12 protein-coding genes are annotated in these 14,741 nt (G+C 63.3%); 2 read left to right on the forward strand and 10 right to left on the reverse strand.

Annotated elements, in window-relative coordinates:
• From PH256_RS12100 to PH256_RS12130, 7 genes are all read right to left on the reverse strand, one after another.
• A complete protein-coding gene (locus tag PH256_RS12100) occupies positions 1–453 on the reverse strand; it encodes a hypothetical protein (RefSeq protein ID WP_270914381.1) in 453 nt (150 codons plus the stop codon).
• 116 nt (positions 454–569) lie between these two features.
• A complete protein-coding gene (locus PH256_RS12105; RefSeq protein WP_270914382.1) occupies positions 570–1,073 on the reverse strand; it encodes a hypothetical protein in 504 nt (167 codons plus the stop codon).
• Between the two features lie 150 nt (positions 1,074–1,223).
• Entirely contained in the window at positions 1,224–2,153 is a 930-nt protein-coding gene (locus PH256_RS12110; protein WP_270914383.1) for a LysR family transcriptional regulator, read from the reverse strand.
• 143 nt (positions 2,154–2,296) lie between these two features.
• Positions 2,297–3,769: a polyphosphate:AMP phosphotransferase gene (pap, locus tag PH256_RS12115; protein ID WP_270914384.1), complete on the reverse strand. Its 1,473-nt coding sequence runs from the start codon at positions 3,767–3,769 to the stop codon at positions 2,297–2,299.
• Positions 3,770–4,000: 231 nt separating this feature from the next.
• Positions 4,001–5,536, reverse strand: a complete 1,536-nt coding sequence (locus PH256_RS12120; protein WP_270914385.1) for a nitrite/sulfite reductase — start codon at positions 5,534–5,536, stop codon at positions 4,001–4,003.
• A gap of 138 nt (positions 5,537–5,674) precedes the next feature.
• Positions 5,675–6,448, reverse strand: a complete 774-nt coding sequence (locus tag PH256_RS12125) for a hypothetical protein (RefSeq protein WP_270914386.1) — start codon at positions 6,446–6,448, stop codon at positions 5,675–5,677.
• Positions 6,445–7,776 carry a citrate synthase gene (locus PH256_RS12130; RefSeq protein ID WP_270914387.1) on the reverse strand — a complete coding sequence of 444 codons (1,332 nt, stop codon included), beginning with the start codon at positions 7,774–7,776 and terminating at the stop codon, positions 6,445–6,447. The genes PH256_RS12125 and PH256_RS12130 overlap by 4 nt, the downstream gene beginning before the upstream one ends.
• A gap of 201 nt (positions 7,777–7,977) precedes the next feature.
• Between PH256_RS12130 and PH256_RS12135 the strand changes: the two genes are divergently transcribed.
• Both PH256_RS12135 and PH256_RS12140 read left to right on the forward strand, forming a co-directional pair.
• Positions 7,978–9,048, forward strand: a complete 1,071-nt coding sequence (locus tag PH256_RS12135) for a SpoIID/LytB domain-containing protein (protein ID WP_270914388.1) — start codon at positions 7,978–7,980, stop codon at positions 9,046–9,048.
• 219 nt (positions 9,049–9,267) lie between these two features.
• Complete coding sequence (locus tag PH256_RS12140) at positions 9,268–10,620, forward strand: MATE family efflux transporter (RefSeq protein ID WP_087183757.1); 1,353 nt, start codon at positions 9,268–9,270, stop codon at positions 10,618–10,620.
• Between the two features lie 10 nt (positions 10,621–10,630).
• On the opposite strand, the gene PH256_RS12145 is transcribed toward PH256_RS12140, so the two are convergent.
• The 3 genes from PH256_RS12145 to baiCD form a co-directional block, all read right to left on the reverse strand.
• On the reverse strand, positions 10,631–11,686 hold the full coding sequence (locus PH256_RS12145) for a YcxB family protein (RefSeq protein WP_270914389.1): 1,056 nt from the start codon (positions 11,684–11,686) through the stop codon (positions 10,631–10,633).
• Positions 11,687–11,793: 107 nt separating this feature from the next.
• Entirely contained in the window at positions 11,794–12,540 is a 747-nt protein-coding gene (locus PH256_RS12150; RefSeq protein WP_270914390.1) for an SDR family NAD(P)-dependent oxidoreductase, read from the reverse strand.
• A gap of 33 nt (positions 12,541–12,573) precedes the next feature.
• On the reverse strand, positions 12,574–14,505 hold the full coding sequence (gene baiCD / locus PH256_RS12155; RefSeq protein WP_270914391.1) for a bile acid Fe-S flavoenzyme BaiCD: 1,932 nt from the start codon (positions 14,503–14,505) through the stop codon (positions 12,574–12,576).
• Positions 14,506–14,741: the final 236 nt, after the last annotated feature.

Genomic DNA, 14,741 nt, shown 5'->3' on the forward strand with positions numbered 1-14,741 from the left:
TCAGGGGCTTTGCAGAAACAGCATCACCTTGCCCAGCCAGGGCAGGTGGAACACATACACGCCCAGAATATCCTGCCGGGTGGTCTTGTAGAAATCCAGATCGGTGGTGCCCTCCGGGTGGGTGCGGTAGATGGTCTGGCCCAGCTCCTCGTCCCATTCGGTATGGGAAAAGCGGTGGGTCTGGATGATCTGCTGGCCAAACCGGTCGGCCCGGAAGGTGACGATCTGCTCCGGCGCAAGCTCCAGCGGAGCATCCGCCGGAAGCTGCCGCACCAGCACCAGCGACATGGGCGGCATGTAGGGGGCCATACTGTCGGTAAGGACGGTGTAAAACCGGTAGGGCTGGTACCGCTCAACCGTCTGTGGCCAGAGGGAATAGGCCGCCAGATACAGCCCCACCGCGCCCAGCAGCAGGCAGAACAGGATATTCTTGATGAGCCGCAAGCGCTTCACACCGGTTCTCTCCTTTCCGTGCTCCTCAAAAAAAGCCCTGTAGAAAGCCGGGGTGACATAAGAAAACGACACCGGCTAACGGCTACAGGGCTTTTTGTTTTTGATTTTTGGTCTGATCAGCTCAGGGTGCCGGTCACGGTGATCTTCACATCACCCGCCGCAGAGTTGAGCTTGCTGGCCGACTCCGCCTTCAGGGTGGCGGTCACCGTATACTGGTTGGTGCCGGTCAGGTCGCTGTCGGTCCAGCTGGTGCCGCCGCCGGTGCAGCCGGAATTTGCGCCGTCGCTGGAATCGGTCACGTTAAAATCAAAGTCGCTGGCGGACAGGCCGGTGGCGCCGTTATCCGCAACGGCGATTTCCAGGCCCAGGCTGCTGGCCAGGGACTCCTCATCGGTCACGGTAAAGGTCACGGTGCCGGTGGCGGAGGGCGCGGTGCCCAGCGAATCTTCCTCCGGGTTCATAGTCAGACCGGCCGCCTGGATGGTAACCGGCTTACGGAAGCTCACGTTACCGGCGGTGGCCTCAGCGGTCACGGTATCGTAAGCAGCGAAGGTGCCCACAGAGGTGGTGATCACCGCGGCGGCGGTGGCGATGGAAAGCAGGGTGGTCTTTTTCAACATGATGGGTTCTCCTTTTCCTGATTTCAAGGGGGACGGCATCGCATATTGTTGCGTCAGGCTCATCCACAGATTTTGTCCGGGATTTATGATACCACATCCTGTTTTTGCCCACAAATACCGGTTCTGCCATGACCGGGTATAACAGTTCTGTTATATCTGAGGCAGGTTCTGATCCCGCAGAAACTCCTCCAGAAACCGGCTGGCACAGCCGGAAAGCTCCTGCCGCTGGCGGCGGACCAGCATCAGATTCAGCCGCACCGGCGCATCGGTGAGATGCAGGCTGCGGATGCCGCAGGCCGTCAGCTCCTCCTGCTGCCAGCAGTTGCCGATCATATAGCCGTTGGTGTTGCGCAGCATGCGCAATATGGTATGGTAGCTGTTGGCCACGATGGTGCGCCGGGGCAGATGCGCGGGCCGCTTCATATCCTCATACACCGCCTGGTTCAGATTGGTGAAAAAGTCGGCGGGGGCCATCAGCCGGGGATATTCAAACAGCTGGCGGCAGCAAAGCTGCTGCTGCCGGGTCAGCGGATGGGCGCTGTGCACCTGCACAACGGGCGGGCGGGGCTCGTCCAGCGGAGTGAGCTCCAGCTCGCGGGCCTGGCTCATACGGGTGAACAGGGGCAGCTGGTGATCGTTCACCACCGCCAGCCCCAGCTCGGACCGGCCCTCCGCCACCTGCTCCAGCAGCGGCTCCAGCGTGGTCTCGTAAAAGCAGATTTCCGCATCCGGGGTGTTCATCTGGCGGTAGACGGTCTCCAGCAGGCTGTCCTTCAAAAAGAGCAGCGCCACCGACACGTGCAATCGGCTCACCAGCTGCTCCTCACCCCCGTGGTACAGCCGGTCCAGCATCTGGAACTTATCCAGAATGGAGCGGCCGTAATAGTACAGCTGCCGCCCTGCCGCGGTGGGCACCACGCCCCGGCCGGTGCGCTCCAGCAGACGGCAGTCCATCTGGCGTTCCATGGCGTTGATGGCCCGGCTCAGGCTGGGCTGGGCCACAAACAGCTTCTGGGCCGCCGCGCTGATGCTTCCGCAGTCCACCACCGTCACAAAATATTCCAGGTTTCTCCGCTGCATTCGCTGCCGCCTTTCCCGCCGGATGTTTCCGGCGCATTTATTTCGCCAGTATCATAACACATTTTTTCGAATCCGCTCATGTGCCGCTACACCGCAAAAAGCCCCCTTCCCGAAGGACGGGAAGGGGGCTGCATCGGCGGGATTCAGTCGCCCAGCGCCTTTTCCAGGGTATCCACAATGATCTCCAGGGCTTTGACGCGGGCATATTTTTTGTCGTTGGAGGGCAGGATGTGCCAGGGGGCCTTCTGGGTGCTGGTCTTCTGCAGCATCTCATCCACCGCCTGCTCGTAGGCGGGCCATTTTTCCCGGTTGCGCCAGTCCTCGTCGGTGATCTTCCACTGCTTCTCCGGAGTGTTCTGGCGGCTCTTGAACCGCTCCAGCTGGGTGGCCGGGTCGATGTGGACCCAGAATTTCAGAATCACTGCGCCCCAGTCGGCCAGCTCGGCCTCGAACTCGTTGATCTCGTTGTAGGCCCGCTGCCAGTCATTCTCGGTGCAGAAGCCCTCGATCCGCTCCACCATCACCCGGCCGTACCAGCTGCGGTCAAAGATGGCAATGTGGCCGGTTTTGGGCAGACGGGTCCAGAACCGCCACAGGTAATGCCGGGCCTTTTCGTGGGGCTCGGGGCTGGCGATGGGGTTCACCTGATAGCCCCGGGGGTCCAGCGCGGCGGTGACCCGCCGGATGTTGCCGCCCTTGCCCGCGGCGTCCCAGCCCTCGTACACAATAATCACCGGCACCTTCTTGCGGTAGGTGCGGTTGTGCAGCACGCTCAGCCGCTTTTGCAGGGCCTTGCGGCGGGCGTCATATTCCTCGTCGGTCAGGCTCTGGGAAAGATCCACCTGCGCCAGCTTGGGCATGGAAACCAGCGGGAAGGTGTTCTGCAAAAGGGGCACCGCCAGCGCCGCATTCCTGCGGGCGGTATCAATGGCGCTGCACAGGGTCTCCAGCATCTGCACCTCGCACCACTTTTTCTCCTTGGCATCAATGATGTACCAGGGCGCGCCGGGCAGATTGGTGGCCCGCAGGTAATCGTCGAACACATCCTCACATTCCTCATAGTGCTTGTTCTGCCAGCGGTCGTTTTCGCTCACCCGCCAGGCAGTGTCCGGGTCGGCGGCCAGGGCCTCCAGCCGCTTTTTCTGCTCCTTGCGGCTAATCTGCAAAAACAGCTTGAGCACCAGATAGCCGTTGTCGGTGAGCTGGTGCTCAAAGCGCAGCACGCTCTGCAGCCGCCGGGCGTAGGCCTGGCCCTCCAGCTCGCCCCGCAGCCGCTCCTTCACCACCTGGTCCATCCAGCCGGAATCCAGAAAGGCGAACTTGCCCGCCTCGGGAATGGCCTTCACATACCGGTGCAAAAAGGGGTAGCGCCCCTCCTCCGGCGTGGGGGCGGACATGCTGGTCACCGTGAAAAACCGGGGATCGATGTTCTGGATAATCCGCCCCAGCATGCTGCCCTTGCCCGCGGCGCCCCAGCCCTCCACCAGCACCAGCACCGGCAGGCCGGCGGCCTTCACCTCCAGCTGCAAAGCTTCCAGCCGGTCACGGGCGGCATCCAGCCGCTGCTTGCATTCGCTTTCCTCCGGCCGCGCGGGCCGTACCCAGGTCTTCAACATGTTGCACACCTCTCATTTCCCTGCCCGGACACTTTACCGGGCGCTGCGGGCGGCACGGGAGATTGCCCGTGGTCCGCCGTTTTCTTTCATTATACCACCGGGCGGCAGGTTCATACCGGCTCATTTTTCGGCACATCCCACAAGCTTTCCGCCCATTTTTTGCCAACCATACAAAAATACCCCGGACGGCAGCCGCCATCCGGGGTATTTTGTTGCGGTTTTTTCGTCGGGTCAGACCAGATAGTCCGCCGCCAGGGCGCGCAGCTCGTCCTCATGGGCAGGCAGCCATTCCTCGAAGGAAAGGCCGGTATCGGCCACCTTGCGGCCCAGCGCCACCAGGAATTCCGGGATGCGCTCCTCAAAGATCACGCCCCAGCTCTCGCCGAAGCGCTCCTCGCCCATCCGGGCGCTGCCGTTCACATGCAGGGTGAAGGCGGGGTGGGGCTTTTTGTCCACCAGCTTCACGCCGCCGTGGAAGCCCAGGGTGCCCACCTGATGGGTACCGCAGGAGGAGGGACAGCCGGAAATGTGAATCACCGGCAGCGCGCCGTCCGGCAGGTTTGCCTCGCGGGCAGCCTTCACGCAGGCGTGGTACAGCGCCTGGGAATCCCGCACGCCCTGCTGGCAGACCGAAGCGCCGATGCAGGCCACCGAATGCTCAAAGCGGGTGCGTGCACCGTCTTCGGTGGCAGCCAGCACCTTTTCCGCCTCAGCAGCGGTGCAGTTGATCACATACATGGTGCCGTCCGCACCCAGACGCACCTCCACCTGCTCCATGGGCCGAATGGCATCCAGCAGCGCCCGCAGGGTCTGGCGGCTGGGCGTGCCGCCCAGGGGATGGTAGCTCACCGCGAACAGGCCCGCCTGCTTCTGGGCGATGATCCGCTTGCCGCTGATGCTGCCCTCGCCCTGCTTGGTCACCGGGCGCGCTTTCACCTGACGGTCCAGTCCACCGGCGGCCTTCGCAGCCTCCAGAGCCTGGTTGTAGGCCTGGCGCAGGCCCTCCTCGCCCAGGGCCTCCTGCATGTAGCGGGTGCGGGCCTTGGCCCGCTGCTCGTAGTTGCCGTGAGCCAGGAAGGTATCCACCATGGCCTTCACATAATACAAAAGCTCACCGCCGGGCACATGTTCGGCCACCTTCAGGCCCATGCGGGGATTGGGGCCCATGCCGCCGGCGATGTACACCGAGAAGCAGCCGTCCGCTTCGGCCACGAAGCCCAGGTCCCGCATGGTGACGTGAGCCACATTGGAGGTATGGTTGGCAAAGCCCACCTTCAGCTTGCGGGGCATATGGATGTCGTACAGCAGGCTCAGCAGGTAATCCGCCACCAGCTCCGCATAGGGGATCACATCGAAGCTCTCTCCGGGCAGCACGCCGGACAGAGGCGGCGCCATCACGTTGCGGGGGTGGTCACCGCCGCCGCCCCGGCAGACGATGCCTGCATCCAGGGCCTTGGCCGCCACGTCCAGAATCTGGCGGCCGGTCAGATGATGCAGCTGCACCGTTTCGCAGGTGGTCAGCTTGATCAGCTCGATGTTCAGCCGCTCGGCGGTCTCCACCACAAAGGCCAGCTTGTCCTTGGTCACGCGGCCCGCGGTCATCCGCAGGCGGATCATGCCCTTCTGGCCGCCCTTTTCGGAATAGCTGCCGAAGCCGCCGGAGATGCCTTTGTACTCCTGCTTGCTCATATTGCCGGTGTAAAAATCGCGGGTGGCTTCGTCGAAGCCCTCAAGATCCGCCCGGAAGGCGGCCATCATATCGTTCATATGGTTCTCCTTTGTTCAGCTCACCGCTCCGGTGTGGGGCGGTTTAAAACGTTATTATACCATAGGTTTGGCAGGATTTACACAAAAAAGACCCGCCGGATTGGAAAATTCCGAATCCGGCGGGGTCTTTTTCACATGTTACTTCTCTTCGCTGGACACAGTGAGCGCGTAGACCGCGCCCATCAGGCCCACCAGAGCCAGGCAGACGCCCTCCACCATGCTGCGCAGCTCGCTCTGGCCCTGCAGCCAGGTCCACATGGCGCTGGGCAGTGCCAGGCAGGTGCAGAGCAGGAAGGCCGCCATACCGCACAGCCAGATCCACCGGGCGCTCTTGCCGCCGGGGATGTAGGCGCTTTTCAGCTGAGCAGTGCAGAACAAAAGCGCTGCCAGCGCCGCCAGTGCCTCCAGGGTGTTGTTCACCCGCACGATGCCGGTGGGGGCCAGGCCAAACCGCTTGATGGTGAGCAGGTAAAGGGCCAGGGTGCCCGCAATGCCGAACAGCGCGCTGCCGGTGGGGGCCTCAAATTCCGGCGTGAAGCGGCTGCGGCCCAGCAGCAGCATCCACACGCCGCTCACCAGATACAGCACCGCCAGCGCCAGCTCAAACCGGCCCAGCTGACCGAAGGCTGCCAGATACACCCCGCCCAGCGCGGCAAAGCCCACGCCGCACAGCACCGCCAGCAGGCCCTGAGCTGTGCTCTGGCCCTTCAGCGCGGCGCTGGTTTTGGGAATCATCCATCCGGCCAGCCACAGCAGCACCAGCACGCCGCCCGCCAGCGCATAGCGCCACAGGTAGCTGCCCCAGGTCACAAAGCCGGTGGACAGGTCGGTGTAGTACATCACATCCAGCCAGCGCACGGCACCCGCCGCCGCGCAGACCAGAAGCAATAGAATCGTTGCAATTCGTTTCATCCGCGTTCCTCTAATGTTTTGTATTTCTGCCGCACGCCCAGGTACTTATAGGCCGGGCGGATGATCCGGTTGGCGAACACCACCTCTTCAATGCGGTGGGCGCACCAGCCCGGAATACGGCTGATGGCGAACAGGGGGGTGTACAGATCCTGGCTGATGCCCAGCATCTTGTAGATCAGGCCGCTGTACAGGTCCACATTGGCGCACACGGTCTTGTTGCCCTTTTCCTCGGCGAACACCTGGGGGCCCAGCTTCTCCACCAGGCACAGCAGGCGGAACTCCTCCTCGAAGCCCTTTTCCACCGCCAGCTTCTCCGCCTTCTGGCGCAGCACCACGGCACGGGGGTCGCTGATGGTGTAGATGGCATGGCCCATACCGTAGATCAGGCCGCTGCCGTCGCCCGCCTGTTTGCGGATGATGCGGCGCAGAAATTCCCGCACCTCGTCCTCGTCCCGGTAGTCCTCCACGCCGGCCTTCAAGTATTCCAGCTGCTCCATCACCTTCAGGTTGGCGCCGCCGTGCTTGGGGCCCTTCAGGCTGCCGATGGCCGCCGCAATGGCCGAGTAGGTATCGGTGCCGGAGCTGGAAAGCACCCGGCAGGTGAAGGCGGAGTTGTTGCCGCCGCCGTGGTCCGCGTGGACCAGCAGGCACAGATCCAGCAGCTTTGCCTCCTCGTGGGTGAACTTCTGGTCCGCCCGGTAGGTGGAAAGAATGTGCTCGGCGGTGCTCTGCCCCGGCGTGGGCGGATGGAAGAACATGCTCTGCTTGTCGTACACCCGGCGCTTGAGCTGGTAGGCGTTCACCATGATGGTGGGCAGCCCGGCGATCAGGTTGATGGACTGCTCCATCAGGTTTTCCAGGCTCAGGTCCTCGGGGCGCTCGTCGTAGCTGTAGAGCGAGAGCACGCTGCGGGCCATCTTATTCATAATGTTGGGACTGGGCGAGCGCAGCAGCACGTCCTCGATGAAATGCTCGGGCAGATTGTGGTGCTCGGCGATGATCTGCTGGAATTTTTCCAGCTCGCTTTTTTTGGGCAGGCTGCCGAACAAAAGCAGCCAGCTGACCTCCTCGAAGATGAAGCGGTCGTGCTCGTAGGCCTCCCGCACCAGCTCGTTCAGGTCCACGCCCCGGTAGATCAGGCGGCCCGGGGTGGGAATAACCTCGCCCGCCGGGCCCTTTTCGTAGCCCACAACATCACAGATGTTGGTCAGGCCCGCCAGCACGCCGGTGCCGTCCGGGTTGCGCAGGCCCCGCTTGACTCCCAGCCGTTCACTGGTCTCGGGATCAATGTAGTTATTTTTCAAATATTCCCGGCATAAAAATTCCATACCGGAAGACTGCTGGGCCATGGCTCCCTTCCCCCTCTGCCTTGATTTGTCAAACGGCCTGCTTCGGCTCATTTTGCGCCCGGCGGCCGTTATTCTGGAATCCACCGGCACCGGCCGGTGGTTTATGTTTAATCTTACACACTTTACAACGAAAAAGCAAGAGCGGAAACTGCCGCCCCGCTGCCAAGGAGGTCCAATGCCATGAAACGAAGTATCCTGCCCATCCTGCTGTTCTGCCTGCTCACCTTCTGCCTGCCGCTGGTGAGTCTTCTGCCCCAGGCTGCCGGGCAGGCGGCCGCACCGTCCTCTTCCGGGCAGAGCACCGCCGGGGCCCAGTCCACACCCGCTGCCTCCACACCCGAAAGCGAGGCCGCATCCCAGACCGATTCCGCCACCCCTCCCGCCGCAACGCCCGCTCCTGCGGAGGATGTGATCCGGGTGCAGAACGCCTCCACCGGCCAGGTGTTGGAGGTACCGGTGCTGGATTACATGATCGGCGCGGTGGCCAGCGAGATGCCCATCACCTGGCCGGACGAGGCGCTGAAGGCCCAGGGCATTGCCGCCCACAGCTACGCTTTGTATCAGCGGGACCACGCGGACACCGAGGCGCTGGGCGGGGCCTGGTTCTCGGTGGACCCGGCCCGTCGCCAGGGCTGCATGACCACCGAAGTGCTGCAAAGCTACTGGGGCGAGGACTACGAGGCCAACTACCAGCGGCTGAAAACCCTGCTGGAGCCGCTGGTGCACACGGTGCTTTTGTACGAGGGCGCGCCCGCCGCCGCCTGCTACCACGCCATCAGCAACGGACGCACCGAGGCAAGCCAGCTGGTGTGGAACGAGGCGCTGCCCTACCTGCAGGGGGTGGACTCCCCGCTGGACAAGCTGGCCGAGGGCTATGAGGAAACGGTGAGCTACACCACCCAGCAGATGTACGATATGCTGGCCACCCAGTTTTCCGGCCTGGACCTGAGCGGCAGCGCGGACGGCTGGTTCGGCGAGACAAGCCTGACCGAGGCCGGATACGTGGACACCATCCAGGTGGGCGGTGCCTTTGTGAAGGGCACCCAGCTGCGCACCGCCCTTTCGCTGCGCAGCAGCTGCTTCACCGTCCAGCGCACCGAAACGGGCTTCGACGTGACCACCCTGGGCTACGGCCACGGGGTGGGCCTGAGCCAGTGCGGAGCCCAGGCCATGGCCGCCCAGGGCCAGAGCTGCGCCGAGATTTTGAGCTGGTATTTTCCCGGCACCAGTCTTGCGGAATATCCCGGCTGATTTTTCAAGCGGAACGCCCCTTTTTCAAGTGGCAAAATGCCCGCCCACCTTGCCTGTGGGCGGGCATTTTTGTGCCCTTTTCTAATTTTAAAATCCGGTGGAAAATCTTCAAAAAGTTGCATTGACTTTTGCCGCCGCTGCGGTATGATAGGTGGCGTTACACTTTTGCACCGCAATCCGATTTTATTCCTGCAACGCACCCGAACGGAGAGAACTGTTATGACCAAATCCATGACCGCCGGTTCCCCGGCAAAACTGATTTTGCTGTTCGCCCTGCCGCTGTTCATCGGCAACCTGTTCCAGCAGGTCTACAACATGGCCGACACCTTCATTGTGGGCCGGATGCTTGGCGTAAATGCCCTGGCCGCGGTGGGCTGCACCGGCAGCCTGAGCTTTTTGATCATCGGCTTTGCCCAGGGCATGTCCGCCGGATTCTCCATCCTCACGGCCCAGCGCTTCGGTGCGGGGGATGAGGACGGGGTACGCCAGAGCTACGCGGCCAGCCTGGTGCTGGGCGGCGTGATCAGCGTGGTGCTCACGGTGATCAGCGTGGCGGGCACCCGCCAGCTTCTGGTTCTGCTGCAGACCCCGCCGGAAATTCTGGAGGACGCCACCCGCTACCTGATGGTGATTTTCGCGGGCATTCTGGCCACCATGCTGTTCAACGTGGTCTCCAACGTGCTGCGCGCTTTGGGCGACAGCAAGACCCCGCTGTACTTTCTGGTGGCGGGCTGCGTGATCAATATCGTGCTGGACGTGCTGCTCATCCTCTACACCCCGCTGGGGGTGATGGGCGCGGGCGTGGCCACCGTGATTGCCCAGCTGCTGGCCGGAGCCGCCTGCGTGGTCTACATTCACAAGGCCTTCCCCGCTCTGCGGCTGCACCGGTCCGATTGGCGGCTCAGCCGCCGGGAGATTCTGCGCCACCTGCACATGGGTCTGCCCATGGGCTTTCAGAGCAGCATCATTGCCATCGGCTCGCTGATGCTGCAGTACGCCCTGAACAGCCTGGGCAGCACCGCGGTGGCCGCCTTTACCGCCGCCAACAAGCTGGAATCCCTGGGCACCCTGCCCCTGGGCAGCTTCGGCCTTGCCATGGGCACCTTTGTGGCCCAGAACTACGGCGCGGGCAAGCTGCACCGCATCCGCACCGGCGTGGTGCAGTGCAGCCTCATGGCCCTGGCCTGGTCCGCCTTCATGGGCGTGGTGTTCCTGGCCTTCGGCCGCCAGCTGGCCACCCTCTTCGTGGGCCACGACACCCAGGTAACCGGCCTTTCCTATATTTATCTGTGCATTGTGGCCGTGTCCATGTGGGTGCTGGCGCTGCTGTTCATCTTCCGCTACTCCCTGCAGGGCCTGGGCCAGAGCTTTGTGCCCACCTTTGCCGGGATCATGGAGCTGGTGATGCGCGGCGTCTGCTCGGTCTGCCTGGCGGGGCCTTTCGGCTTCACCGGCGCCTGCCTGGCCAACCCCATGGCCTGGACCGGCAGCGCGGTGCCGCTGGTCATTGCCTTCTTCATCACCATGCGGCGGCTCACCCTCTATATGCCGGAGCACGAGGAAGCTGCCTGACCCGGTCCACTTATTCCCGGCGGCCCGCCCGGGCCTGGATAAATTCCAGTACCCGGCGGCGCTCCGCCTCATCGGCGAAGGCCTGGGGCGGCAGCAGGGTGATGACTCCGCCATCCTTTTTCAGCACCAGCGTGCCCTGCTGGTCCTTCACCTTGTCGATTCGCTCCCAGGTCCAGAAGCTGCCCTCCTCGCCCCGTGCAAGCTGAATGCCGTCCTCATACAGCTCAAAGCGGGCGGGCATGCTGGTCAGGCCGGAGGGTCCGCCCTGCTGGATGGTGGCTTTTTCCCGCCGCCGGGGATTGGTCTGAGCGGCCACAAGCCCCAGCACCACCGCCGCGGTAATTCCCTTGACCAAAAGCCCGCCGGGCATCAGCAGCAGGACGATGAACATTGCCGCTGCGCCGCCCAGCGCCAGGCGCCACCGCATCCGGCGGTTCCAGGCATCGGCAATGGAATAGCTGACACCCCAGACAAGGCCCGGCCGGGGTGTGATGAGCGACCGCCAGAGGGTCTCGTCCAGCGGCTGGGCATCGCGCACCCGCTCGTTCACGGTGCGCTGCAGCTGCGCCAGACCTCCCTGCGCCTCCAGCTCCAGGGCGGAAATGGCCGCCACACAGCTGCGCCCGGCGCACAGCAGCACCAGATCGCGGCCCGGCACCACCCGGATGCCCTTGTTCCAGTGAACAGCCAGCAGCTGCAAACCGTCGGACCGGTAGATGCGCAGGATATGCTGGCTGAACACCAGACGCCGAACGTCCTCCGGCTGGTCCAGAAACCGCCGGTACGCCCTGCGGTTGCCTTTCACCATGCGCCAGGTCATCCAGCCTGCGGTACCCAGGAACAGCAGCATATAGGCCAGCGTCTGCCAGCTGTACCAGGAAAAATCCATGCCCATGTAGTAAAAGCCCCAGTAGGCCAGCCACAGTTCATGGATGCCCAGCACCGTCAGAAACAGCGGTCCCAGAACGGCCGCAACCCCCAGCGGGCTGAGCAGGGTGCGCCGCAGCAGCAGCTTCCAGGCCTGACGGCGCAGCGGGAGGCTGTTGGTGTATTCGATCTGATCCATGGCGATATCCTCGCTTTCTGCTTTATTTCCCACGATTATACCATGAAATACAAAACGGAGGGAAGCCCCGGCGGCTTCCCTCCGTTTTTTTGTGCTGTAAAACCGGGTCAGGTGCGGGCCAGACCATCCACGCTGAGCACCACGCCGGTGATGTAGCTGGCCATCTCGCTGGCCAGGAACACGAAAGCATTGGCCACCTCTTCCGGCTTGCCGATGCGGCCCAGCGGAATCTCGGTGCACAGGGCCTTGATGATGTGTTCCGGCACCGCACGCATCATGTCGGTATCGGTGATGCCGGGGGCCACTGCGTTCACCCGGATGCCGTACTTGCCCAGCTCACGGGCCAGCGACAGGGTGAAGCCGTTCACCGCGAACTTGCTGGTGGGATAGGCAATGCCGCTGGGCTGGCCGTAGCGGGAAACCATGGAGCTGGTGTTCAGAATCACACCGCTGCTCTGGGCCTGCATGATGGGGGTCACGGCCCGGGCGCAGGTGAACACGCCCTTCACGTTCAGGTCCATCACCTTTTCAAAGGTGGCCTCGTCGTATTTGTCAAAGGGAGTGGAATCGGACATACCCGCGTTGTTCACCAGGATGTCGATGCGGCCATACTCCTGCGCCACCTTCTGAAACGCCTCTTCCACGCTGGCCAGGTCTGCCAGATTAGGGGCGATACCCGCCACCTTGGCATTCGGGTCCTTCTCCTTCAGCGCGGCCACCGCCTTGTCCGCGGTCTCCTGCCGGGAGCCGGTGAGAATCACGGTAGCGCCCTCCCGCAGAAAAGCCTCCACGGTGGCCAGACCGATACCACGGGTGCCGCCGGTGACGATGGCAATCTTATTTTCCAACAACATACAAAACAGCCTCCTTCATTTTGCTTTGTTTGTTCAATCTTCCTTGTCCAGAGCCAGGGCCGCGTCAAAGGCCTCCCGGGTGGCGTTCAGCGCCCGGCGCGCCTTGAATGCGTCGCCCAGAACCCGATACTGTGCCCCCACCTGGGCGCTGGCCTGTTCCAGCTCCTGTCCGTTGCGGGAGCGGGCGCCGATGGCGATCACCGCCCAGTCACAGGCAAACTCCACCGGCTTGCCCTCGCTTTCGCCCAGCACCCGGCCGGGCTCGATGGCTGTGACCCGCACCTTGGTGACCGGGTTGATACCGCTGGCGTGGATGCTCTCGGTCACGCAGATCTTGCGGGGGATGCCCATATCCGCGCAGTATTCCGGGCCCATCTCCAGGTCGGTGACCTTGCAGCCCCGCTGGGCCAGATACTCGGCGGTCTCCATGCCCACCAGGCCGCCGCCCACGACCACCACATTGCCGGCGGGCTGCACCCGGCCGCCCAGCACATCGTGGGAATCCGCCACGCAGGGCAGATCGCTGCCGGGAATATCCGGCACCAGAGGTTCGGCGCCGATGCAGTTGAAGACCGCGTCGGGCTTGATTGCCTCGATCAGCTCGGGGGTGACCGGCGTGTTTAGCCGGATCTCCACGCCCAGACGGCGGGCCTTTTCGCCCATGGCCCGGGCCGCGGTCTCCATCTCCTGTTTGCGGGGCGCCTTTCCGGCCAGCAGGAACTGACCGCCCAGCTCACCGGTGGCCTCGCACAGAATGGGATGATGGCCCAGCTGCTTCAGGGTAATGGCCGCCTCCATACCGGCCACGCCGCCGCCCGCGATCAGCACGGTACGGGGATGGGCGGTGGGGTGCAGGGCACATTCCCGCTCCCGGCCCAGAGCCGGGTTGCGCAGGCAGGTGATGTGGGGCACCGACGGGTCGGCAAAGCCATCGTAACAGCCCTGGTTGCAGCCCACACAGTAGTCGATGTCCTCCAGGCGGCCCTCCCGACACTTGTTGCAGAACTCCGGGTCCGCCAGCTGGGCGCGGCCGATGACCACCAGGTCCACCTTGCCCTCTTCCAGAATCTTCTCCGCTATTTCCGGCTCGTTGATCCGGCCCACGCCGATGGTGGGCAGGCCGGTCTCCTTGCGGATGCGGGCGGCGTTGTCGATGTTGAAGCCCCGGGGCAGGTCGATGGGGGGCACCTCAAATTTCAGTCCCGCGGTGAGGATATTGCCGCGGGATACATCCAGCACATCCACGCCCTCCTGAGCGGCCAGGCGGCAGAACTCCACCACCTCTTCCAGGGTCAGTCCGCCGGGCAGGTAGTCGTCGTGAGCGTCGATGCGCATCAGCAGGGGCATCTCCTCCGGCAGGTTCGCCCGGATGGCCCGGATGCATTCCAGCGGGAAGCGGGCCCGGTTCTCAAAGCTGCCGCCGTACTCGTCGGTGCGGTGGTTGATGCCGCCGGACAAAAAGGAGTGGGGCAGGTAGTTGTGGGCGCAGTGGAACTCCACACAGTCGAACCCGGCCTTCACCGCCCGGGCCGCCGCCTTGCCGAAGCACTCCACCACCTGGGCCATCTGCTCCCGGGTGATGCCGGGGATGGGGCCCATATCACTGGGAATCAGCACCTGCACGGTCTTGTCCATACCGGCGGCGGCCAGGCCGCCCTGCCACAGCTGGATGCCCGCCTTGCCGCCTGCCGCATGAATGGCGTCGGTGAGGCGCTTCAGACCGGGAATGTAACAGTCCTCGCTGATGGACAGGAACCGTTTGGGCGCGCTGGGGGTGTGCACGCTGGACACCTCCACGATGCTCAGCCCCGTGCCGCCCTTCACCCGGGCCACATGGTAGTCGATCAGCTGATCGTTCACCATCTTGTCGTCCCCCACGAACTTGGTGCCCATGGCGGGCAGCACAATGCGGTTTTTCAGCTCCATGCCCCGCACGCGGAAGGGCGAAAACAAGGTATCGTACATACAATATGCTCCTTTTTGCTCTGCTGGATTCTCTTTGCTCCGGCCCGGCTTTTGGGCCCGGCCCTCTCTTTGTGAAAAGGATAACGCATCCGGCCCCGGCACGGTCAAGAGGACCATTTTCACAAAAAGGAGCCGCTTGTTTCCGGCGTTTTTTCCTGTTATACTGAACAAAAAGGAACGCACTGGCCCCAAGGGGCCGATTTTTCAGCAAAAAAGTGTTCCCCAGGGGAACACTT

The organism is Allofournierella sp. CML151, assembly GCF_027853465.1.
GTDB lineage: Bacteria > Bacillota > Clostridia > Oscillospirales > Ruminococcaceae > Allofournierella.